This is a genomic window from Streptomyces sp. NPDC007875 (genome assembly GCF_042868035.1).
Classification (GTDB): Bacteria; Actinomycetota; Actinomycetes; order Streptomycetales; family Streptomycetaceae; genus Streptomyces; species Streptomyces antimycoticus.
Genome location: NZ_JBIADZ010000046.1, coordinates 1 through 22,889 on the forward strand (window position 1 = coordinate 1; position 22,889 = coordinate 22,889).

The following is a 22,889-nucleotide window of genomic DNA, read 5'->3' on the forward strand; positions in this document are numbered from 1 at the left end:
ACCGCCGAACCCCGCACCACCGCCAACACCCGATGCCCAAGACGCTCCGCATCAGACAACCGCTCCACCACCAGCACACCCACACCCTCGGCCCAACCCGTCCCATCCGCCGACGCCGCAAACGACTTGCACCGCCCATCGACAGCAAGCCCGCGCTGACGGGAGAACTCCACAAAAGCGTCCGGCCCGGCCATCACCGTCACCCCACCGGCCAGCGCCATCGAGCACTCCCCCGACCGCAACGCCTGCGCCGCCAAATGCAACGCCACCAACGACGACGAACACGCCGTATCCACCGTCACCGCAGGACCCTCGAACCCCAGCACATACGACACCCGACCCGACAGCACGCTCGCCGAGGTGCCGGTCATCAGGTGGCCTTCCAGACCGGCCGCTGTGTCCGCTCCTTCGGTGGAGCCGACTCCGTAGTTCTGATGCATCATCCCGGCGAAGACACCTACGTCCTGGCCTCGTAACGAGCCAGGATCGATTCCGGCCCGCTCCAACGCCTCCCACGACGTCTCCAGCAGCAACCTCTGCTGCGGATCCATCGCCAGCGCCTCACGCGGCGAGATCCCGAAGAAATCCGCGTCGAACTCCCCGGCGTCATAGAGAAATCCGCCCCGACGCGTATAGCTCGTCCCCGCGTGATCCGGATCCGGGTCGAAGAGGCTCTCCAGATCCCACCCCCGATCCGCCGGGAATTCCCCGATCCCCTCACGCCCTGCCAGAACCAGCTCCCACAGCTCCTCCGGCGAGCCGACCCCACCCGGCAACCGGCACGCCATCCCCACAATCGCGATCGGCTCGTCGCCCGCGCCAGAGCCCGCGACCACGGCCGAAGCAGGAGCCGGATCCGGAACCGCAGCAGTCGGCGGCCCCGATGCCACTGCCGTACCGCCGCCGAGCAGCTCCCGCCGCAGCATGCTCCCCAACGCCAGCGGTGTGGGGTGGTCGAAGGCGGAGGTGGCGGGCAGGCGGAGCCCGGTGGCCTCGCTCAGCCGGTTGCGCAGCTCCACCACGGTGATCGAGGTCAGGCCGAGGTCGGTGAAGGCCCGCTCGGGCTCGACGGCCTGCTTGTCGGCGAGGCCCAGCAGGTCGGCGAGGTGTGCGCGGACGAGATCGGTGAGCAGCCGGTCCCGGTCGGCTTCGTGCGCATCCGTCAGCCGCTCCCGCAGGGCGACCGCGACGGCCTCGTCCACGGTGGCGGTACGGGCCGGGACGTCGATCAGGTCCTGCAGCAGCGGGGAGGACGTCCCGGTGGGCACCGCCGTCGAGTCAAGCTTCATGGCGACGAGTTGGGCCTGGTCCACGGCAAGGGCGGCGTCCAGCGCCGCGAGCGCCTGCTGCGGGTTCAGGACACCGGTCGTCTCGTCGGTCTCCCCCTCCCACGGCCCCCAGGCGATGGACTGGGCCGGTACCCCCCGCATGCGCAGATGCTGGGCGTAGGCGTCGAGAAAGGCGGCGGAGGCTGCCTCGGTGGTCTCTCCTGCCGCGCCCAGCAGCCCCTTGGTCGAGGAGGACAATACGAACGCGGTGAGATCGGCGTTCCGGGTGAGCTCGTGCAGCGTTCTGGCCTCGGCGGCCACGCGAGCGTCGGACGGCTCGTCCACGGCCTCCCAGGCGTGCACGACCACACTCAAGGGGCTGCCCGCCTTGGCCAGTGCCCGCCTCAGTTTCGTGCGGTTGTCCAGGTCGCATTCGACGAGCCGCACATCGGCCCCGGCGTCGGTGAGCTGGGCGCACAGCTCAGCGGCTCGGCCACCCTGCCCTGGTGGGGCGATCAGCAGCAGCCGGCGGACGCCGTAACCGGCCACCAGGTGCCGGGCGATGGCGGCGCCGCGCCGGGTGTCCACTCCGGTGACGACCACGGTGCCGTGCGGGTCGAAGGCCACGGAGGTCTCCCGCTCGGCCTCCAGACCCACGCCCAGGCCCACACACATGTCCGGCCCCACTCCCAAGCCCGCGTCCAGTGCCACGCGTTCGAGCCGTGGCAGCAGCACCACGCCAGAGCGCACCGCGCTTTGTGGCTCGCCCGAAGACACCGTCGCCAACAGAGCGCAGAGGGACGCCTCGTCATCCGGCTCATCGAGGTCGACGATGGCGATACGGCCGGGATGAGCGGCCTGCACGGAGCGCACCAGCCCCCACAGCGCGGCCTGTTCCGGATTCCGCACGTCCTCGCCCGTGGTGGTGGCCACGGCACTGTGGGTCACCACCACCAGCAGCGCATCGGACAATTCGGCGGCGGCCAGCCACGTCTCGACTTCCCTCAGAACCACCTCGGTCGCGGTGGCGTGCCCGGAGCCCTGAGCAGTGGTGTCGGCCCCGGTATCCACGGGAGCCGGTAGCAGGGCCACGGCAGGCAGGGGGCTGCTTCCTGCGGCCACCGCCGTTCTCAGCCCATCCGTGTCGATGTGCCCGGCCGGCTCGGTGCCGGTGGCCCGCAACAGGCCGACAAGCCCGGCATCGGGCTGTCCGAGCAGGGCCCAACGGCCGGGCCGGGGCTGGGGTGCGGTCGGCTGGGGGATCCAGTTCGTGCGGAAGAGCGCGTCATGGTAGGCGTTGCCGACCGCGCGCAGCCGTGCCGGGCCGTCCAGCAGCCGGTGCCGGGTGACCTTGCCGGTCGCGGTGCGCGGGATCCGCGCGATCTCGTACAGCTCCTCGGGGACCTTGAAGTACGACAGCCTCTCCCGGCACAGGGCGAGCGCCTGGGCCGGGTCGAAGCCACCGGGCGCCGGGATGATGAAGGCCACGGGGACTTCGCCGAACACCTCGTGCGGCTTGCCGACCACGGCGGCGTCGGCCACGCCGGGCGCCGTCCGCAGGACGTCCTCCACCTCGACGGGGTGGATGTTCTCCCCGGCGCGGATGATGAGTTCCTTGAGCCGCCCGGTGACCGTCAGATAGCCGTCCCGGTCGCGGCGGGCGAGGTCGCCGGTGTGGAACCAGCCGTCTCGCAGCGCCTCGGCGGTGGCTTCGGGCTGGTTGTGGTAGCCGGCCATGATGTTCGGGCCGCGGACCCACACCTCGCCCTCGGTCCCGTCGGGCACGTCGAGGCCGGTGCGGTGGTCGACCACCCGCAGGGCGAGGCCGGGGACGGGGAGTCCGCAGGAGCCCTCGACCCGGGCTCCGGTCGGCCAGTTGATGGCGATCGAACCCGAGGTCTCGGTGCTGCCGTACGCGTCGATGAGCGGGGCCCCGAAGGCGTCCTCGACCGAACGCCGCAGCGCCGCGGTGGTCACGGCGCCGCCGACCAGGCCCACCCGCAGCTCCGGGGCGGTGAACCCGGGCGCCTTGGAGGCGCGGACGAGGAAGTGGTACAGCGTGGGGACACCGGCGATGACCGTGGAGCGCTCCCGGCCCCACTGCTCCAGCACGTCCTCGGCGGAGTGTCCGTCGGTGATCCGGGCGGTCGCTCCGACAGCCGTCACGGCCAGCACGCACACGATGTGGGAGAGGCTGTGGAACAGGGGCAGCGGCCAGAGCACACGGTCCTCGGCGGTGAGGCCGAGCGCGGGTACGTACGACGCGGCCACCGACCAGAGGCAGTTGCGCTGGGTGGCGAGCACGCCCTTGGGCTTGCTGGTGGTGCCGGAGGTGAAGAGCATCCAGGCGATGTCGTCGAGCCCGTGGTCGTCGCGAGCCGGTGTGCCCGGCTCGCTGGTGGCGAACCGCTCGTAGGACAGACAGCCCGGGGGGACCGGATCCTCCCCCACGACCAGCACGGTCGGCGGACTCGCCCCGGGTGACAACCGGCGCAGTAACGGTAGGTGGGCGGTGTCGGTGATGACGACCTGGCTACCGCTGGCGGCGAGCAGATGCTCCAGTTCGGCCTGGGAGACATGCGGATTGACCGGGACGCCGATGCCACCGGCGCGGACGACGGCGAAGTAGCTCTCCACCATCTCGACGCGATTGCCGAGGTACATGGCCACGCGGTCACCCGGCAGCAGACTCAGTCCGGCCAGATGGCCGGCGAGCCGACGGGTGCGCACCTCCAGTTCGGCGTAACTGATGGCGCGACGAGCGTCGATGTAGGCGGTTTTGTCGCCGAAGCGGCGGCTCTGCTCGGTGAGGAGGTCCTGGATCGGGCGGATCAGTTCGGTGCGCAGCATGCACCTCTCCCCTCCCTGCGGTCAGGGTTGCAGGTAATGCGTCAGCGGCTTCACCCACTCCAGCTTCACACCGGAAAACTAGAAGAATCCCCTGATTCACCCCCCTCATCCCCCCTTACTTGGTGATCGCCAAGCCCCCCTTATCCGTGGTCGGTTCGGCCGCTCCCCGTAGTCCGCGCGGCACCCGCTGATAGGTTCACCGCACCGGAGGAGGGAGGGGCGGATGCGCCCTGCGGGCTCTGGGCGGGGGCCGGACACGCCCGAAGAAGACACGCCGGAAACGGACGTGCCGGAAGCGGACACACCAGAAGCAGACAGGCCGGAAGCAGACGTGCTCATCGTCGGCTACGGACCCATCGGTCAGGCGCTGTCCATCCTGCTGGCCACCCGAGGCTGGCGCGTGCTGGTCGTGGAGCGGTGGGAGAACCCGTACACGCTGCCCCGGGCGACCAGCTTCGACGGTGAGACGGCCCGGACCCTGGCGTCGCTGGGGGTGGCCGGTTCGTTCGCGGAGATCGGGCTGCCGGCCGACGCCTACGACTGGCGCAACGCCGAGGGCAGGTCCCTGCTGCGGGTCCAGCTCGCCGAGCGGGGTGTGCACGGCTGGCCGGAGACGACCACGATGCACCAGCCGGCGCTGGAGGCGGTGCTGTGTGCCCGCGCCGAGCGGCTGCCCAATCTGCGGGTGCTGCGCGGTTACGGCGCGACGGACCTGGTGGACCATGGCACCGGGGTCGAGCTCACGGCGACGGATACGGCGGGTAGGCGGCTGCGGTGCGCCGCCTCCTGGGTGGTCGGTTGCGATGGGGCGAACAGCTTCGTCCGTGACCACATCGGGGTGCGCACCACGGATCTCGGCTTCTCCTTCGACTGGCTGCTGTGCGATGTGGTGCTCCATGAACATCGGGAGTTCTCCCCGCTCAATGTGCAGCACTGCGATCCGGACCGGCCGACGACGGCGGTGGGCAGCGGACCGGGGCGCCGGCGCTGGGAGTTCATGCGGCTGCCCGGGGAGAGCGTGGCCGAGCTGAACCGGGCGGAGACGGCCTGGCGCCTGCTGGAACGCTTCGATGTCACCCCGGAGAACGCCACGCTGCAGCGGCACACCGTCTACAGCTTCCAGGCGGCCTGGGCCGACGAATGGCGGCGGGGGCGGGTGCTGCTGGCCGGGGACGCCGCCCATCTGATGCCGCCGTTCACCGGGCAGGGTATGTGCGCGGGCATCCGGGATGTGCTCAATCTGTCCTGGAAACTGGACCTGGTGCTGCGGGGCGCCGCCGGTGAGGGGCTGCTGGACACCTATCCGCGTGAGCGCATCGACCATGTGCGGGAGGCCATCGACACCTCGGTACGGCTGGGCAGGGTGCTGTGTGTGACCGACGCCGCCACCGCCGCGAGCCGGGACGCCTCGCTGCTGGCGGGCGTGAGCGCGGACACCGGCCGGGGCAGGCAGCACGGCGCGGGTCCGCCACTGCGGACCGGCCTGCTGTACACCGGGATCGGCACGGCGCCGGTGCCGCCGGCCGGGGAGGTGATGCCGCAGGGCCGGGTGCGGCATGAGGGCGCGACCGGGCTGTTCGACGAGGTGGTGGGCACCGGTCCGGTGCTGCTGGGGTCGGCGGATCCGGCCGCCGCGCTGGAGGAGTCGCAGCTCACCTTCCTCACCGGCCTCGGCACACCTCTGGTGCGCATGGTGGCGGGAGACGCCGAGGCGGCACCGGGCGCCGTCGTCGATGTCGACGAGGTGTATCTGCCGCTGCTGAGAGCGGCGCGGGCGCGGTTCCTGCTGGTGCGCCCGGACCACCACATCTACGGCGCGGCCCGCACCTCCCGTGAACTCACCGCGCTGGTCGACCAGTTCAGGTCCGGGCTGCTGGAGTGACAAGACTAGAGGAAATGCGGGAGATCCTGCCGCCGCTTGACGTTGACTTTACGGAACACCCGGGTGAGGTGCTGCTCGACCGTGCTGGCGGTGATGTAGAGCTTGGCGGCGATCTCGCGGTTGGTATAGCCCTTGGCCGCCAGTAGCGCGATCCTGCGCTCCTGCGTGGTGAGCGCGGACAGCCCGTCCTGGCGCTGTTTCGCGGCCAGCTCGGCCTCGGGGTCGATGGGGTCGAGAGCGGCCTCCCGGCACAGGTGCTCGGCCCCGGTCTGCTTCGCGAGATGCCAGGCGCGGTGGGCCACCCGGCGGGCGTTGCGCTGGTCCCCGGTGTCCTTGAAGGCGATGCTGAGGTCGATCAGCGCACGGGCCAGTTCGTAGTCGTCGCCACTGTCCTTGAGCATGTCGACCGCCTCGGTGAGCAGTTGCGGGCGGCGGGTGACCCGGCTGACCGCTGCCAGGGTGCGCAGGCACAGCCCGCGGGCCCGGGAGGGGCCGGGGAACAGCCGGGCTATCTGTTCCCGTACCAGACGTTTGGCCTGGTCCTGGTCGTCCTGCGCCAGCCATGCCTCGGCCGCGCTGGTCCGCCATGAGACCGCGTCGGCGCCTGGCGCGTTCCAGGTCTCGGCGAATCTGCCGCAGGCGAGGAAGTCCGCGAGCGCGGCCTGTGGGTGGTGGGTGGCCAGCCGGTAGTGACCCCGGGCGTGCAGATAGTGTGCGCCGTGGCGGCTGTGCAGGACCGGTTCGGGTATCGGCTGTGCCACGTACTTCTCCGCCTGCTCCAGCCTGCCGGACCGGGTGGCGGCCAGGATGGCGCAGCCCAGCACCCCGGCCAGGCCGATCCCCCAGCCCTGGGGCGCTACGAGGGCCATGGCGCGGGCAGCCAGGTCGTGGGCGCAGATCAGGTCTCCCTGCCGCAGGTGGGCCTCGGCGCGGATGGCGAGGAACTTCCCCTGCCAGGCGACGGCGTGGCGAGCGGCGGCCTCGGCCTCGAGCTTTTCGCACCAGGCCACGACCTCGTCCAGGCGACCCGCGTAGAGCAGCGCGCGCAGGGCGAGCGCTCCGGCCTCGGCGTTCCACAGTGAGCCGTGGTCGAGGTGGAAGGTGCGCAGCAGCAGTTCGGCGCGGTGCACCAGCTGATCGTTGCGTCCGCGGATCAGGTCGTCGGCCAGGGTGATCGCCGAGGGCAGCCAGGGGTCGTGGCAGGGGGCGGCCTCGGGAGTGGCCGCGGCGACGGACTGGGCCAGTTTCCGCAGCCCGGTGTGGAGGGGGTACGCCATCGCCGCCCAGTTCGTCAGGGGGCGCAGGTCCTCCGTCCCGGGGCCGGCGCCCTGGTGGGCCCGGGTGCGCAGGGCGTCCAGCAGGGCGGTCAGCTCATTGAGCGCACCGGCGTTGGCCAGGCCGAGCACCAGTTCGGAGACCGCCCGCCGATCCAGGTGGCCCGCGGTGAAGTCGCGCAACTGGGGGCGGAGATGACGGACGGCGACCTGCGGTTTCAGCTGCCACTCCAGGCGGCTGAGCCGGGCGCGGATGCGCGCTGCGGTGAGGTCGTCGGTCCGGGTGCGCTGGGCGAGGTCCAGGCAGCCGAGCGCGGTGCCCACATCGCCGGTCGCCAGCGCCTCGTCGGAGGCCGTCACCAGCACCTCGGTGGCGCAGTCCGCATGGGGGTCCCCGGCACTCATCAATTGCCCGGCCACGGTCAGCGCGGGCGCGCCCGCCTCGTGCAGCAGGTCGGCGGCCGCGCGGTGCAGTGCGGCCCGGCTGTCGGCGGGCATGTCGTCCAGCACGGCGGTGGCGGCGACCGGATGGCGGAACGCATGGCTCTTGGTGAGCAGTCCGGCGCTGACCAGGGCGTGCAGGGCCCAGCTGGTCACTGTGGCATCCACCCCGGCCAGCCGGGCCACGTCCGTCACCGACGCCGCACCGCCGAGTACGGCGAGGGCGCGCACCACGGACAGCATCGACGGCCGGGAATGCGTCACGAGGTCGAGCAGTGCCCGTCCGTAGCCGTCCGGATAGCATGCGCCCCCGGCCTGCTGATCGATGATCAGGGCCTGGAGGGCCAGGGGGTTGCCGCCGCTGATGCGGTGGAGCTCCGCGGTCAGCCGGGGGGAGGCGATGTGCGGTCCGAGCAGCCGGACGGCCAGGGCGTCGACCGCGCCGCGGCTCAGGAGGCTCAGGGGGATCCGGTGTGCGTTGGGGCTCTGCGAAAGCAGTCCGGCCAGCAGGGGCGAGCGCGGCCACCGCAGCGTGTGGTCATCGGTGAGCAGCACCAGGATGCGGGCGGAATGAAGCCACGGGACGATGCCGGTGAGGAAGTGCAGGGAGGGCGGGTCCAGGTAGTGGGCGTTGTCGACCCAGATCACCAAGGGGGTGGTCTCGGCCAGCTGGGCCAACTCCATGGTGAGCTTCTGGAAGACGTCGACGACCTGGACCTCCCAGCCGCCCCCCGCTAACTCCCCGTCGGTGACGGTGTGTTCGATCGCCGAGGTGAGCAGGGCGCGTACCCGGTCCCGGCTGGGCGGCGGGATCGTCATACCGTGGAAGAGCTGGGTCACCACGCCGAACGGCAGAAGGTGTTCCCGGAGCGAGGCGGTCGCCCTCAGGACCAAGGCGCCGTCCGGTTCAAGGGTTTCGAGGAACTCGTGCACCAGCCTGCTCTTGCCACTGCCCAGCGGCCCGTCCACGACGGCCAGCTGCCCCTTGCCCCCGGAGGCATCGGCGAGCAGCCCGCCCAGGCCGGCCAGGATGTCGTCGCGCTCGACCAGGTCGGGGGGTCCGCCGCCGGGCCCGCGGTCCCCCTCGTTTCCCTGGCCCTCCTGGTCCCTCCGGAAACCGATCGCCGGCCGACCGGCGTCGGCCGTGGAATCGTGGCATTCCATCAAGCTCACAGGCACCCCAGCTTTCTGAAATTCCTCAATCCGCGCGGCCACTCATAGGGCATGTCCGCGCGAAAGCGCATGACGAGCAGGCAGAACTCCTCAGCGGCACCAGCGCGTCGCCCACCCTCGATGCCCGCGGCGTACCACCGGGGAAGAGAATGGGTGAGGGGAATACGCGAGCCGGACCGGAGTCTTATGTTTCAACAGCATGTAAACAGCGTGTGGCTGCGACATGCATCGGATAGGGGCACTCTCGGGTCCTATGCGTAGGTCCCGGCGCGCTGCGCTGTCAAGCGAGTGAGTCGTACATCACGAAACGATCACGCCGCTCTTTTCGGCCGCCTCGGCGTCCCCCTCGTCCCTACGGGAGGGCACCGTACGGGCGGTGTGGACGAGCGGTGGGGGCCGGTGATTGGGCCGAAAGTCGACGGTCCTCGAGGGGTCCCGCGTACGTGGCTCGGCGTACCGTCGCCGAACGAGGCCGGCACGGCGAGGGGATCGCCGCCCGACGCGAAGAGGGATCAGGTCACCGCGTATGAAGTGGCCTGATCCCCTGGGTGTGTGCGCCTTACATCACCTCACTGCTGTCAGACCAGCTGTACCGCCTGTTCGTACGAAGGGCGCGGCAGCCGGTCCCGGTAGGCTTCGGCGCCCGGGTAGCCGATGTTGACCAGCAGGATCGACCGCCACCGGCCATCGGGGAAGAACTCCTTGTCCACCGCCGCGGCGTTGAAGCCCTTCATCGGCCCGGCGGCGAGCCCCGCCGCGCGGACGGCCAACACGAAGTATCCTGCCTGGAGTACCGCGTTGAAGTCCATGTGGGACTCGCGCAGCTCCTGGTTGGCCTCCAGCATCTGCTGTAACTGCGGGTTGGACGGCGCGAGGAACGGCACATACTCCGGGTACCGGGTGTCCGCGGCGAGCACCGCGGTGACCGGGGCCGAGGCGGTCTGCTCCTGGTTGGGCTGCGCCACTCCGGTCAGCAGCCGCTGCTTTCCTTCCTCGGTACGCACGTACGCAATGCGCAGCGGATTGATATTCGCCGAGGTCGGGGCCCATTTGAACAGTTCGTAGATGGCCTGCAGACGGTCGTCGCCCACCGGCTTGTCGCTGAAGTCATACGCCGTCTTGGCCTCGGTGAAGAGAAGTTTCCGCCCCTCGGGGGAAAGTGCGTACAGGGCCTGATCGATATCGGGGGCCAGGGTGCTGTCCGACATGGCCGTTCCACTCCTTGCTCACGGTCTGGCAATCGCGTCCACAGCGTACGCGTAGGTGATGTGCGGCGGCTGAGACTTGGTCAGGTGTGGCGGTGATGTGGTCTATCCCGCGCGGATCATGTGTGGCACGCTCTTGGCATGATGCTGGCGGCGCGTCTTTCTGGAAAGCAGGCATTCCCTTGAGGGCCGCCGTGCTGACGGAGCCCGGTGCGCTGTCCGTGGTGTCCGTGCCGGAGCCGTCCTGCGGCCCCGGGGACGTGCTGATCCGTATGCGGGGCACGGGGCTGTGCGGCTCCGATCTCGCGGTGCACGCGGGACATCGGCGGCCACCGCGTCTGCCCTGGATCCTGGGCCACGAGGGGACGGGGCGGATCGTCGAGCTGGGCAGTGCGGTCAGCGGTCTGCGCACCGGCCAGGACGTGGTCATCGAACCGGACTACTGCTGTCTGACCTGCGCCCCCTGCCGGGCCGGGCGGACGTCGGCCTGCGCCGGCCGGGCCGCTGTGGGACTGACCGTTCCCGGTCTGCTGAGTGACTACGTCGTGGCGCCGGGCGCGTTCGTCTGGCCGGTCGCCCCGCGGCTGCCGCTCGAGGACCTGGTCTGTGTGGAACCCGCGACCGTGGCCCGGGCGGCGATGCGGCGCTCGGGCATCGCTCCGGGGCAGAGCTGCCTGGTGATCGGGGCCGGTTCCCAGGGCCTGCTGCTGTGTCAGGCACTGGTCGACCACGGTGTGACGGTGTTCGTCCAGGAGCCCAACGAGGCCCGGCTCGACCGCGCGTGTTCCCTGGGTGCCACGCCCCTGCCACCGGACGCGGACGGGCTCCCCTGTCTCTTCGAGACCTCCGGCGCCCCCGGAGTCATCGAGCAGGGGCTGCGACGGCTCGCCAAACCCGGCACCGCCGTTCTGATCGGGATGAACACCTCCCCTCTCGGGGTCTCGCCCCGCGATCTGGTGGCGGGACAGATCACCCTCATCGGCAGCATGATCTACGACCATCCGGTGGACTTCGCACAGACCGTCAGCGCCCTGGAGTCGCGGACACCACCCCGGCTCGGGGCGGTGGTCAGCGACGGCTATGCCCTGGTGGACGTCCAGGAGGCGTTCACCGCGGCGTACACCGCGGCGGGAAAGGTGTGGGTCGACCTCTCCTGAGCGGCGGCTCCGGCCCAGCCGCCCGGCGGCGAACCTCACTCGGCGGGCCCGGTCAAACGCAGCACACTCCCCTCCCCGTTGGCCGATACGAGGAGGGCTCCGTCCGGGGCGACGACGAGCCCGGCGAACTGGCGCGGGCGGCCGGGGACTCCGGGAATCGGCTCGGGTTCGGTGCGCGTGATCCCGGGCGGCAGGCCGACCGCCAGGTTCTCGGCGTCGATCCTGCTCTCTCCCGTGGCCGGCGAGATCGCCCGCAGCCGCCGGTGCGCGACCTCCACCGTGAACAGCTCGTCACCGCTCGCGGCCAGGCCCTGCGGTGCGCCGAGCCCGTCCGCGACGACCACCGCCTCGCCGTCCTCCAGCCGGAGCACCGCGCCGCGCCGGTCGTCGCTGACGTAGCAGCGCTGTTCGCCGTCGAAGGCGACGTCCAGGGGGTGGTCGAGTCCCTGGGCGAGCACGCTCACGGTGTCGGTGTCGTCGATGCGCAGAATACGGCCCGCACCGGTCTCGGCGACCACCAGGGAGCCGTCCGGCGCGACGGCGATTCCGGTGGGCTGGTCCAGCCCGGTGGCCCGTACTCGCGTGGTCTTGTTGACGGGGTCGTGGGTGCGCACATCGCCGAGTTGTGAGGTGAGGTGCAGCAGGCCGTCGTCGGCGGTGACATTGTGCACGGCGTACATCAGCTCGTGGGTGACGACACCGGGCTCATCTCCGTCCTCACCGGAGCCGGAGCCGGAGCCGGAGACGTCCGGGCTCGCCAGGCGGAAGTGATCGGCCGCGTACACCGTGCCACCGAGGTCGACCGTGATGCCGAACGGCCCGTCGAACCCCTGCGGCACCACCACCCGCGTCCTGCCGTCCGTGTGCATCTCCGCGATCCCGCCACTGGCGAAGCTGGAGACGAACATCCGGTTCTCGTGGTCGAACGCGGCGTTGTCCAGCCCGACGATGCCGCTGGCGACGACCGTCCGGGCCCCGGTGTTCAGATCGATCCGGGTCACCAGACCGGCCACGCCACGGGACAGGACGACGAGCACGCCGCCCCGGTCGAACCGCACCGCGACCGGGTCGTCCACCTCCTCGGCGACCAGCTCGGGCACCCCGCCGTCGGGCCGGATCCGCCAGACCTGGTTGCGCATCATCTGCGGGTAGTACAGGCAGCCGTCGGGGCCGAGCTGCATCGCGTTGCCCAGGGCCAGCCCGTCGGTCAGCACCGCGGGGTCCCCGCCGCCGGGGAACAGCTCCATCAGGCGGCCGTTCATCTTCATCTCGTTGACGAAGAGGCGGTCGCCGACGCAGGTGATGCCGTTGGGCACCGACACCTGGTCGGAGACGAGGGTGTACGCGCCCTCCGGGCTGCGCCGCCACACCCGGCCGGGGGTCAGATCGGCGATGTACATCGAGCCGTCCGCCCCGAAGGCCAGGTCGTCCGGCGCCTCCACCGGGCCGTCGAGCGGCACCACCACCTCGACGTCACCCGAGGCGGGGTCCACAGCGCTGATCTGCCCGGCGAGGAACTGCGCCACGTACAGCCGCCCGTCGGGGCCGAACGTGACGCCGTTGGAACCCCACAGCCGGTTCGCCCTGGTGAGTCGACGCACCTCCATGCGGTCGCTCGTGGCCTGGCCGCGGCCGGTGCCGTCGAACCGGCTGGGGTGCATCGTCGCTCCTTGGGGGTAGGTGACATCCATCGGTGTCAGACCACCAGCACGTCGTTCATGCCGCCGTCCGCGCGCCAGCGCCTGAGCAGGTCATGGAAGGCGATCGGCCCGTCGCCGAAGGATTCGCTGCGCTCCCTGGGCATGCCCTCGTTGTTGTAGTAGCCGGGGGTGCACTCGGCTTGGAAGGCGTACAGGTCCGCCGCCTTCTCACGGATCGTGGCGCGCCAGGCCGCCTCGGCCTCGGCGGTCGGCTCGACATACCGGGCCCGGCGCTTGCGCGCCTCGGCGAGCACCTCGGCGACATGGATCGCCTGCTCGTCGAGGATGTGCACATAGTTGACGGCGCTGGCGTTCTGCAGCGGGCCGAGCTGGAAGAGGTTCGGGAAGCCGTGGCTGTAGAAGCCATGCAGTGTCTTCGGTCCGTCGCTCCAGGCTTCGGTCAGGGTGACACCGCCCCGGCCGTGCACCGGGAGGAGTCCGGAGGTGACGCCGGAGACGCCGACCTCGAAGCCGGTGGCGAAGATGACGCAGTCGACCTCGTACTCGACCCCGCCGACCACGACGGCGTTCTCGGTGATGCGCTCGACACCCCCGTGGTCGGCCGTGTCCACGAGTGTGACGTTGGGCCGGTTGAAGGTGTCCAGATAGCTGTCGCTGAACGTGGGGCGCTTGCACATGTAGCGGTACCAGGGCTTGAGGGCCTCGGCCGTCGCGGTGTTCTCGACGATGGAGTCCACTCGGTCGCGGATCCCGTTCATCTTCTGGAAGTCGGCGATCTCGTAGAGGCGTTCGCGCTCCTGGGGTGGCAGGCCCGCGTAGCTGTCGGTCGGGATGAGCTTCTGCTGCAGCCGCGCGGTGCTCGTCCAACCGTCGTTCACCAGGTCCTCGGCCGCCTGGCCGCCGGTGACGACGGCGAGGAAGTTGTCCCTGCGGCGCCGCTGCCAGCCGGGCGTCAGCGATGCGGCCCACCCCGGATCGGTGGGGCGGTTGCCGCGCACATCGACCGAGGACGGCGTGCGCTGGAACACATACAGGTGCTCGGCGTCCCGTCCCAGATGGGGCACGACCTGGATGGCGGTGGCGCCGGTGCCGATGAGGGCCACGCGCTTGTCGGCGAGTCCGTGCAGTCCGCCGCTCGCGTCGCCGCCGGTGTAGTCGTAGTCCCAGCGGCTGGTGTGGAACGCATGCCCCTTGAAGGTCTCGATGCCGGGGATGCCGGGGAGCTTCGCCCGGCTGAGTGTTCCACTGGAGATCACCACATGGCGTGCCCGGATGCGGTCGTCCCGGTCGGTGTGGACGGTCCACTCCAACCCGGCGTCGTCCCAGCGGAGTTCGGTCACCTGGGTCCGGAAGCAGACATCGCGGTAGAGGTCGAAGTGGCGCCCGATCGCCCGCGCGTGCTGTCTGATCTCCTCGCCCGGCGCGTATCGCCACTGCGGTACGTAGCCGATCTCCTCGAGCAGGGGCAGATAGACATAGGACTCGATGTCGCACTGGACACCCGGATAGCGGTTCCAGTACCAGGTGCCGCCGAAGTCCCCGCCCTGTTCGATCATGCGGATCTCCCGCACACCCGCCTGTCGCAGCCGCGCACCGGCGAGCAGACCGCCGAATCCGCCCCCGATGATCAGGACCTCGACGCGGTCGTGCAGTGGCTCCCGGGTGAACTCCGGTTCCACGTACGGGTCCTGGGCGTAGGAGCCGAAGTCGCCGGCGATGCGCCGGTACTGCTTCCTGCCGTCGGGGCGGATCCGGCGGTCACGCTCGGCCCGGTACTTCGCCCGCAGGGCGTCCGGGTCGAATCCCAGCTCGTCGGCGTCCATGGAGGGGGCGGCGGTGGGCGGATGGTGGGGGGTGGACATAGGGGGTCCTCGTGCCTCTGGCGTCGGAAGGTCTGCGGGGCTCGGGCGCCGCAAGGGTCCGTTGATCGGCGGCGCGGGCTCAGCCTCACAGAAAACGTTCCCACTGCGCAAGGTTTCCCAGTGGGCAAGAATCGGCCTTCTCGCGTATGCTCACCGGCGATGACTACCGGCCTGCGCGAGCGCAAGAAGGCGGCGACCCGCCAGTCGCTGCACGATGCCGCCGTGCGCCTCGCCGCCGAGCACGGCGTCGAGCACCTCACGGTGGAGGCCATCGCCGATGCCGCCACCGTCTCCCGGCGCACCTTCTCCAATTACTTCGCCAGCAAGGAACAGGCGCTGCTGCATCACGACAGGGCGCGCACGGTCCGGCTGGTCGAGCTGATCCGCGCCCGCCCGGCGGGGGAATCCCTGATGACGGCGGTGATCCGCGCCGCCGAGCAGCACTCCACCGAGTTCACCGACGACCCGGCGCAGGAGGAGCACTACCGGACCCTGCGCCTGCATCCGGCGCTGCTCCCGGAGCTGGTCGCCACCTACGCCGCCGCCGAGCGCGATCTCGCCGAGGCCGCCGAAGAGCGCCTTCCCGCCGGACCGGACACCCCGCTGCGGGCCCAGGTCCTCGCCGCGACCCTTCTCGCCACCTTCCGCGTCGTCGGACAGACGGCTCTCGAACGCCGTGAGCACGATGTCGTGGACCTGCTCCGGCAGGCCATCGGCATCACCCGCGAGGGCTTCCGCTGACCGTTTTTCCCCGGCCGGGGGGACGGCTGGGCCAAGCGTGGCCGGATCTGAACGACTCTCGATAGGCACTGGCTATCGAGATGATCAGAATCATATCTTGGCCCTTTCGACCCGCCCGGTTCTACCGTCGTGTTCATGGCATTGACAACGCGGCCGGAGCAGCGTCCGACGCGGGCGGAGCGACGGCCGTCCATGGCGCTCACATTCTGGCAATCGACGCTCGGCAAGAAGATCGTCATGGGCGTGACCGGTCTGATCATGATCGGTTACCTCTGCGCTCACCTGCTCGGGAACATGAAGATCTTCTTCGGTCCCGGGGAGTTCAACGGCTACGGACACTGGCTGCGCGTCATGGGGGCGCCCGTCCTGCACCATCAGTGGGGCCTGTGGATCGCCCGTATCGTCCTCGTCGCAGCGGTGATCCTGCACGGTGTTTCCGCTTACCAGCTGAGCAGGCGCGACATCAAGGCCCGCCCGCAGAGCTACGTCCACGCCAAGCCACGGATGAGCTATGCCACCCGGACCATGCGCTGGGGCGGGGTGATCCTGGCCCTGTTCATCGTGTGGCACATCCTGGACCTCACCACCGGCACCACGCACAGTGGCGGATTCCAGGAGGGCCATCCGTACCAGAACGTGGTGGACACCTTCTCCACCTGGTACGGGAACGTCATCTACATCGTGGCGATGCTGGCCATGGGCATGCACGTCCAGCACGGCTTCTGGAGCGCCGCGCAGACCCTCGGCGCGGGCAGCCGTACCCGTGACCGTGCCCTCAAGGCCACTGCCAATGGGCTGGCGATCGTTCTCACCGCCGGGTTCATCTCGATACCCGTCGGTGTCATGACCGGAGTGGTGAGCTGACCATGACCTCGTACAGCGAATACACCGAGTACACCGTCGGCGAGCCGATCGAGGACGAGCAGGCCCCCTCCGGGCCGGTGAGCGAGCGCTGGGACACCCGCCGCTTCCAGGCCAAGCTGGTCAACCCCGCCAACCGCCGCAAGCACACCATCATCGTGGTGGGCACCGGCCTGGCCGGTGGCGCCGCCGGGGCCACCCTGGCCGAGCAGGGCTACCACGTGGTGCAGTTCTGCTACCAGGACTCGCCGCGCCGGGCCCACTCCATCGCCGCCCAGGGCGGGATCAACGCGGCGAAGAACTACCGCAACGACGGCGACTCGATCCACCGGCTGTTCTACGACACCGTCAAGGGCGGCGACTTCCGCGCCCGCGAGTCCAATGTCCACCGCCTGGCGCAGATCTCGGTGGAGATCATCGACCAGTGCGTGGCCCAGGGCGTGCCGTTCGCCCGGGAGTACGGCGGTCTGCTGGACACCCGCTCGTTCGGCGGTGTGCAGGTCTCCCGTACCTTCTACGCCCGCGGTCAGACGGGCCAGCAGCTGCTGCTCGGCGCCTACCAGGCGCTGTCCCGCCAGATCGCGGCGGGCAATGTGGAGATGCACGCCCGCACCGAGATGCTGGACCTGATCGTGGTCGACGGGCGGGCACGCGGCATCGTCGCCCGTGATCTGGTGACCGGCAAGATCTCCACGTACTTCGCCGACGCGGTGGTGCTGGCCAGCGGCGGCTACGGCAACGTCTTCTATCTGTCGACGAACGCCATGAACTCCAACGCGACCGCCATCTGGCGGGCGCACCGGCGCGGCGCGTACTTCGCCAACCCCTGCTTCACCCAGATCCACCCGACCTGCATCCCGCGCTCCGGGGACCACCAGTCCAAGCTGACCCTGATGAGCGAGTCGCTGCGCAACGACGGCCGGATCTGGGTGCCCAAGGCGAAGGGCGACACCCGTCCGGCCGCCGAGATCCCCGAGGACGAGCGCGACTACTACCTGGAGCGGATCTATCCGTCGTTCGGCAATCTGGTGCCGCGCGACATCGCCTCCCGCGCCGCGAAGAACGTCTGTGACGAGGGTCGCGGCGTCGGACCCGGCGGCCAGGGCGTCTATCTGGACTTCGCCGACGCCATCGCCCGGATGGGCCGCAAGGCGGTCGAGGAGAAGTACGGCAACCTCTTCGACATGTACGAGCGGATCACGGCGGAGAATCCGTACGAGGTCCCGATGCGCATCTACCCCGCGATCCACTACACGATGGGCGGGCTGTGGGTCGACTACGACCTGCAGACCACCGTGCCGGGTCTGTTCGCGATCGGCGAGGCCAACTTCTCCGACCACGGTGCCAACCGGCTAGGCGCCTCCGCGCTGATGCAGGGCCTGGCCGACGGCTACTTCGTCCTGCCGTCGACGATCAACGACTATCTGGCCCGCCACCCGCACAAGGAAGAGGTGGATGCCGGGCACCCCGCGGCCGTGGAGGCGGTGCGAGAGACCGAGGACCGGCTGGCCAAGCTGCTGGCCGTCGACGGCGACCGCACCCCCGACTCCTTCCACCGCGAGATCGGCGAGCTGGTGTGGGAGTTCTGCGGCATGGCCCGCACCGACGAGGGGCTGCGCAAGGCACTGGACCGCATCCCGCAGATCCGCGAGGAGTTCTGGCGGCGGATCAAGGTGCCGGGCACCGGCGAGGAGTTCAACCAGTCGCTGGAGAAGGCCAACCGGGTCGTGGACTATCTGGAGCTGGCCGAGCTGATGTGCCTGGACGCCCTGCACCGGGCCGAGTCCTGCGGTGGCCACTTCCGTGAGGAGTCCCAGACCCCCGACGGCGAGGCCGCCCGCCGGGACGAGGAGTTCACCTACGCCGCGGCCTGGGAGTTCACCGACACCGGCGCCGCCCCCGTGCTCCACAAGGAGCAGCTGACCTTTGAGTACGTCCACCCCACTCAGCGGAGCTACGCATGAAGCTCACCCTGCGCGTCTGGCGCCAGAAGAACGCCGACACCCCCGGTGCCATGGCCACTTACCAGCTCGACGGTGTCTCCCAGGACATGTCCTTCCTGGAGATGCTCGACATCCTCAACGAGGAACTCATCGTCAAGGGTGAGGAGCCGGTGGCCTTCGACCACGACTGCCGTGAGGGCATCTGCGGTGCGTGCAGCCTCGTGATCAACGGTGACGCCCACGGTCCGGAGCGCACCACCACCTGCCAGCTCCATATGCGGTCCTTCCAGGACGGCGACACCATCGACATCGAGCCCTGGCGTGCCTCCGCCTTCCCGGTCATCAAGGACCTGGTGGTGGACCGCTCCGCCTTCGACCGGGTGATCCAGGCCGGTGGCTTCATCACCGCCCCGACCGGGGCCGCGCCGGAGGCACACGCCACTCCGGTGCCCAAGGCGGACGCGGACTTCGCGTTCGAGCACGCCGAGTGCATCGGCTGCGGCGCCTGCGTGGCGGCCTGTCCCAACGGTGCCGCGATGCTGTTCACCTCGGCCAAGGTCAACCACCTCAATGTGCTGCCCCAGGGCTCTCCCGAGCGGGAGACCCGGGTGCTGGACATGGTGTCCCAGATGGACGCCGAGGGCTTCGGCGGCTGCACCCTCACCGGTGAGTGCGCCACGGCCTGTCCCAAGGGCATCCCCCTGTTCTCCATCACCGCGATGAACAAGGAGTGGCTGCGGGCGACCCGCAAGGTCAAGCGCTGACCCGCACTCCCCCGAAAACGGCACCCCTCGACAACGCTCCGTGGATGGGGTGTCCCGGCGGCGGAGGTCTTTCCGGACGCAAGACCTCCGCCGCCACTCAACCCAGCGGCCGGGCGCCGGGCAATCGGCTCATGTGCCCGGTGCCCGGCCGCTAGGTTGGGCGGATGTATGCCACTCGAGTCTCCCGACGTGTGAACGCTCCGCGCTCGGTCGTCTACCGGGCGCTTCTCGACGCGAGCGCCGTCGCGGCCTGGCGGGTGCCCGACGGCATGACCTGCCGGGTGCATGAGTTCGACCCCCGCGAAGGGGGGACCTTCCGCATCTCGCTCATCTACGACGACCCGGCGAGCACCGGCAAGTCGGGCGGCCAGACGGACACCTACCACGGCCGCTTCAGCCGGCTGGTGCCGGACGAGCAGGTGGTCGAGGTGTCCGAGTTCGAGGCCACGGATCCCGCCCTGCACACCACGATGACGATCACGACCACGCTCACCGACGCGGAGGGCGGCGGCACGGACGTCCACATCCTGCACGAGGGGCTCCCCGACGCCGTACCGGCCGCCGACAACGAGCTGGGCACCCGTATGAGCCTGGACAAGCTGGCCGAACTCGTCGAGACGGGCCGGGCGCCCGGCTAGGAGGACCTCCGGCCGGGCGCCGTTCCCACCCGGGCAGGCGTTCCCGCCGATGCGAGCCGATCGTCGCCGCTCAGGCGGGCCGATCGTGGTCGCTCACGCGGGCCCATCGTCGTCGAAGGAGTCCAGATGGGCGGTGAGGTCGTCGACGAAGCGCGCCAGAAGCCGGCCGAAGACCTCGCGGTCGTGCGGGCTCCAGCCCGCGAGGGCGTCGCCGAACCATCCGAGGACGGTCCGCATATAGCGGTCGGTCGCCGCCGCTCCCTCGGCGGTCGGCTCGATGAGCCGAGCGCGCTGATCGTCCGGATCGGTGACCCGGTGGACCAGTCCGCGCCGCGCCAGCTCGTTCACCTGCCGGGTCACATGGGGCCCGACGACCTGCATCCGTGCGGCGATCTCCCCCACGCGCAGTGGAACCCCCGCCACGTGCAGGGTGATCAGCACCGACATCGCGGGCCGGTCCACGGATACACCGGCGGCCTCCATGGCGCGCTCGGTCAGGCGGCCCCGGTTCACGGCACCGCTGAGCTGCGTCAGACGGGGCAGCATGGCCAGCAGGTCGTGTTCACCGTCGCCGCCCTGCCCGGCCTCCGGTTCCTCGGCGGTCATCCCGCCCTCCACATCTACCTAAGTTAGGTATATAGTCATCTCATCGGCCCCACGCCCGGGGCCCTTTCACGCCACTAAAAAGGATACCTGAGTTAGGTATACGCCAGGCCCTCCCCGCAGGAGGGCCGGAGAGGAGTGCCCATGGGCGGCATGAACACCGCGCCGAAGCGCACGATCCTGGTCTCCGGCGCCAGCATCGCCGGTCCCGCACTGGCCTACTGGCTCCACCGGTACGGCTTCGCGGTCACCGTCGTCGAGAAGGCCGCCGCACTACGCGGTGGCGGCTACCCCATCGACATCCGCGGCACCGCGGTCGAGGTCGTCCGGCGCATGGGGGTGCTCCCCCGGCTCCGGGACGCCCACGTCGCCGTCCGCCGGATCTCCTTCGTCGACGCGGAAGGCCGTCCGATAGCCGACATCCGGCCCGAAGCCCTCTCCGGCGGCGAGGAAGGCCATGACCTCGAAATCCCCCGCGGAGAGCTGGCCGAGATCCTCTACGGGGAGATCCGCGACGATGTCGAACTCCTCTTCAACGACTCCATCGCCACCCTCCACGACCACGACGGCGGTGTGGACGTGACCTTCCGCGGCGGAGCCCGGCGCACCTTCGACCTGGTCATCGGCGCCGACGGCATCCACTCGCACACCAGGGGCCTGACCTTCGGCCCCGAGGAGCCCTACCACCGCTATCTCGGCCACAGCTTCGCCGGATTCACCATGCCCAACCATCTGGGGCTCGCCCACGAGGGTCTCACCTGGAACGTGCCGGGCAGGACCGCCGTCCTCTACGCACCCCGCGACGGCGACCGCGTCCACGCCTTCCTCAGCTTCCTGCGCCCCGACCCGCCCCTCGACGCCTTCCGCGACCCCGCCGCCCAGCGCGACCTCGTGGCCGGGACGTTCGCCGGGTACGCATGGGAGATCCCGCGCATGGTCGCCGCCCTGCGCGACAGCGACGACCTCTTCTTCGACGTGGTCAGCCAGATCCATATGCCCCGGTGGTCCACCGGCCGGGTCGCCCTGGTCGGCGACGCCGCCTACGCGCCGTCGTTCTTCTCCGGCCAGGGCTCGAGCCTGGCGCTGGTCGGCGCGTACGTCCTCGCCGGCGAGCTGGCCGCAGGCCCCGACCACGCCGACGCCTACGCGAGGTACGAGCGCGCTGTGCGGTCGTTCGTGGAGATGAACCAGGCACTCGCCACCGAAGGGAGCGCGGGCCTGTCTCCCCGTACCCCCGAGGACCTGGCCCGGCGCAACGAGGCGCTGCGCGACCCGTCCCCCGTGCTCAACAGCACGGGCCGGCACGCGCACTCGGCCCTGACCCTCCCCGGCTACGACGTCGCGTAAGGGCAGGTCACGCCGATATCGGCGCCGGCCGGGTCAGCCGGTGGTGCCGATGGCCTGGGTGGGGCCCGAGCCGGAGGTCACGACGGACGGCACCCGGTCGGCGGGGTCGAGGGAGTAGGAGTAATAAGCCTTCGGGTCGAACGCGGTACCGCCGCTCTCGTTGCGGCCGGTGGTGTTGACGAAGACATTGCCGCGCTGGACCAGAGTGGCGGTGGCGTCCTTGATGACGGGGTTCTCGAAGCCCCGGAAATAGCTGTTCTCCAGCACCATCTTGGTGTTCCCCCGGGCGTAGTTGCCGTAGGAGGAACTGATGTCCGTGCCGGGGTCGTCCTGCAGGTAGTTGTTGTACAGATGCGCATGGGCGATGTTGTCGGCGGACGGGTTGCGCTGCTCGCTCTCGCGGAACCAGTTGTGGTGGATCGTGATGTCGGCCGTGGTGTTCTCCGTCCAGCCGATCCCGAAGCTCTTGTTGTTCTGCCGCAGCCGGTTCCAGGACACCGTGAGGTAGGTGGTGTCCTTACGGCTGTCGATCAGCCCGTCCGCCATATGCCGCAGTTCGTTGTGATCGATCCACACATGGTGGGCGCCGTCCATCTGGATGGCGTCCCAGTCATGCTCCTTGTCGTTCCATGTGCCCTCGTAGGAGTCACGGATCGTCAGATTCCTGATGATGACGTTGTGCACGCCCTGGCCCAGGAAGAAGCCGCCACCGACGATCTGGCCCGATGTGCCCGAGCCCACGATGGTCTTGTCGGAGGCGACCTTGATCTCCTTGCCCTTGGGATCCATCGTGATCGCCGCGGCCACGACGATGACGTACGGCTCGGATGCCGTCGCGTACTTCTCGAGATCGGCGAGTGTCCGCACGGTGACCGTACGGCCGTCCCGGCCCCCGTACGTACCGTTCTGCCCCAGCGCGCTGACGGACGCGAACCCGTCGGCGACCTCGGCGCTCCAAGGCGCGGCGGCCGGTCCCCGCCCGTCCTCGGCGAATGCGCCCTCCCCCGGCAGAGCGACCGCGCCCGCCAGCGTCAGGGCCCCGACGACCGCTGCCAGCCCACGACGCCTGCCGCGCCCCACCGCCCGACGTTCGGCTTCCATGGCCCACCACTCCCACTGCTCGACGACATCTGCCGTGCGACTGTCGCCACCGCGCGCCAGGAGGTTGCCGGGGCCGCGGATAGTCCGGTGGCGGAATCTCGCCGGTCTTGCCCGGGCC

The 22,889-nt window shown here is 70.1% G+C and carries 14 protein-coding genes and 1 pseudogene; 8 read left to right on the plus strand and 7 right to left on the minus strand.

What is annotated here, in order from left to right:
• A partial coding sequence (locus tag ACFYOY_RS45640; protein WP_388593816.1) for a beta-ketoacyl synthase N-terminal-like domain-containing protein occupies positions 1–4,118 on the minus strand: 4,118 nt, incomplete at its 3' end.
• A gap of 223 nt (positions 4,119–4,341) precedes the next feature.
• On the opposite strand from ACFYOY_RS45640, the gene ACFYOY_RS45645 reads away from it, so the two are divergent.
• Positions 4,342–6,000, plus strand: coding sequence for a bifunctional 3-(3-hydroxy-phenyl)propionate/3-hydroxycinnamic acid hydroxylase (locus ACFYOY_RS45645; RefSeq protein WP_351903534.1), 1,659 nt, complete (start codon positions 4,342–4,344; stop codon positions 5,998–6,000).
• Between the two features lie 5 nt (positions 6,001–6,005).
• On the opposite strand, the gene ACFYOY_RS45650 is transcribed toward ACFYOY_RS45645, so the two are convergent.
• Both ACFYOY_RS45650 and ACFYOY_RS45655 read right to left on the minus strand, forming a co-directional pair.
• Positions 6,006–8,879, minus strand: coding sequence for an AAA family ATPase (locus ACFYOY_RS45650; protein ID WP_388593819.1), 2,874 nt, complete (start codon positions 8,877–8,879; stop codon positions 6,006–6,008).
• 587 nt (positions 8,880–9,466) lie between these two features.
• A complete protein-coding gene (locus ACFYOY_RS45655) occupies positions 9,467–10,096 on the minus strand; it encodes a malonic semialdehyde reductase (RefSeq protein WP_014058407.1) in 630 nt (209 codons plus the stop codon).
• A 191-nt stretch (positions 10,097–10,287) separates the two neighbouring features.
• Between ACFYOY_RS45655 and ACFYOY_RS45660 the strand changes: the two genes are divergently transcribed.
• The gene (locus ACFYOY_RS45660) at positions 10,288–11,250 is read left to right on the plus strand and encodes an alcohol dehydrogenase catalytic domain-containing protein (RefSeq protein ID WP_351903541.1); all 963 of its coding nucleotides are present in this window, start codon (positions 10,288–10,290) and stop codon (positions 11,248–11,250) included.
• A 35-nt stretch (positions 11,251–11,285) separates the two neighbouring features.
• Here the strand turns inward: ACFYOY_RS45660 and ACFYOY_RS45665 are convergent, their stop codons facing one another.
• Both ACFYOY_RS45665 and ACFYOY_RS45670 read right to left on the minus strand, forming a co-directional pair.
• The gene (locus ACFYOY_RS45665) at positions 11,286–12,911 is read right to left on the minus strand and encodes a hypothetical protein (protein WP_388593823.1); all 1,626 of its coding nucleotides are present in this window, start codon (positions 12,909–12,911) and stop codon (positions 11,286–11,288) included.
• Positions 12,912–12,946: 35 nt separating this feature from the next.
• Positions 12,947–14,773, minus strand: a complete 1,827-nt coding sequence (locus ACFYOY_RS45670) for an NAD(P)/FAD-dependent oxidoreductase (protein ID WP_351903547.1) — start codon at positions 14,771–14,773, stop codon at positions 12,947–12,949.
• Positions 14,774–14,932: 159 nt separating this feature from the next.
• Here ACFYOY_RS45670 and ACFYOY_RS45675 point away from each other — a divergent pair, with 159 nt between their 5' ends.
• From ACFYOY_RS45675 to ACFYOY_RS45695, 5 genes are all read left to right on the plus strand, one after another.
• Positions 14,933–15,514, plus strand: coding sequence for a helix-turn-helix domain-containing protein (locus ACFYOY_RS45675; protein WP_351903550.1), 582 nt, complete (start codon positions 14,933–14,935; stop codon positions 15,512–15,514).
• 135 nt (positions 15,515–15,649) lie between these two features.
• Positions 15,650–16,378, plus strand: coding sequence for a succinate dehydrogenase (locus ACFYOY_RS45680; RefSeq protein WP_351903553.1), 729 nt, complete (start codon positions 15,650–15,652; stop codon positions 16,376–16,378).
• Positions 16,379–16,380: 2 nt separating this feature from the next.
• Positions 16,381–18,339, plus strand: a complete 1,959-nt coding sequence (locus tag ACFYOY_RS45685) for a fumarate reductase/succinate dehydrogenase flavoprotein subunit (protein WP_059142554.1) — start codon at positions 16,381–16,383, stop codon at positions 18,337–18,339.
• Positions 18,336–19,082: a succinate dehydrogenase/fumarate reductase iron-sulfur subunit gene (locus tag ACFYOY_RS45690; protein ID WP_059142553.1), complete on the plus strand. Its 747-nt coding sequence runs from the start codon at positions 18,336–18,338 to the stop codon at positions 19,080–19,082. Before ACFYOY_RS45685 ends, ACFYOY_RS45690 begins: the two co-directional genes overlap by 4 nt.
• Before the next feature lie 164 nt (positions 19,083–19,246).
• Entirely contained in the window at positions 19,247–19,720 is a 474-nt protein-coding gene (locus ACFYOY_RS45695) for an SRPBCC domain-containing protein (RefSeq protein ID WP_388593828.1), read from the plus strand.
• 93 nt (positions 19,721–19,813) lie between these two features.
• Here the strand turns inward: ACFYOY_RS45695 and ACFYOY_RS45700 are convergent, their stop codons facing one another.
• A complete protein-coding gene (locus ACFYOY_RS45700; RefSeq protein ID WP_351903560.1) occupies positions 19,814–20,326 on the minus strand; it encodes a MarR family transcriptional regulator in 513 nt (170 codons plus the stop codon).
• A 150-nt stretch (positions 20,327–20,476) separates the two neighbouring features.
• Between ACFYOY_RS45700 and ACFYOY_RS45705 the strand changes: the two genes are divergently transcribed.
• Positions 20,477–21,670, plus strand: coding sequence for an FAD-dependent monooxygenase (locus ACFYOY_RS45705; protein ID WP_351903622.1), 1,194 nt, complete (start codon positions 20,477–20,479; stop codon positions 21,668–21,670).
• Between the two features lie 39 nt (positions 21,671–21,709).
• Here the strand turns inward: ACFYOY_RS45705 and ACFYOY_RS45710 are convergent.
• A pseudogene (locus ACFYOY_RS45710) lies at positions 21,710–22,771 on the minus strand (polysaccharide lyase family 1 protein); the annotation flags it as partial.
• Between the last annotated feature and the right edge of the window lie 118 nt (positions 22,772–22,889).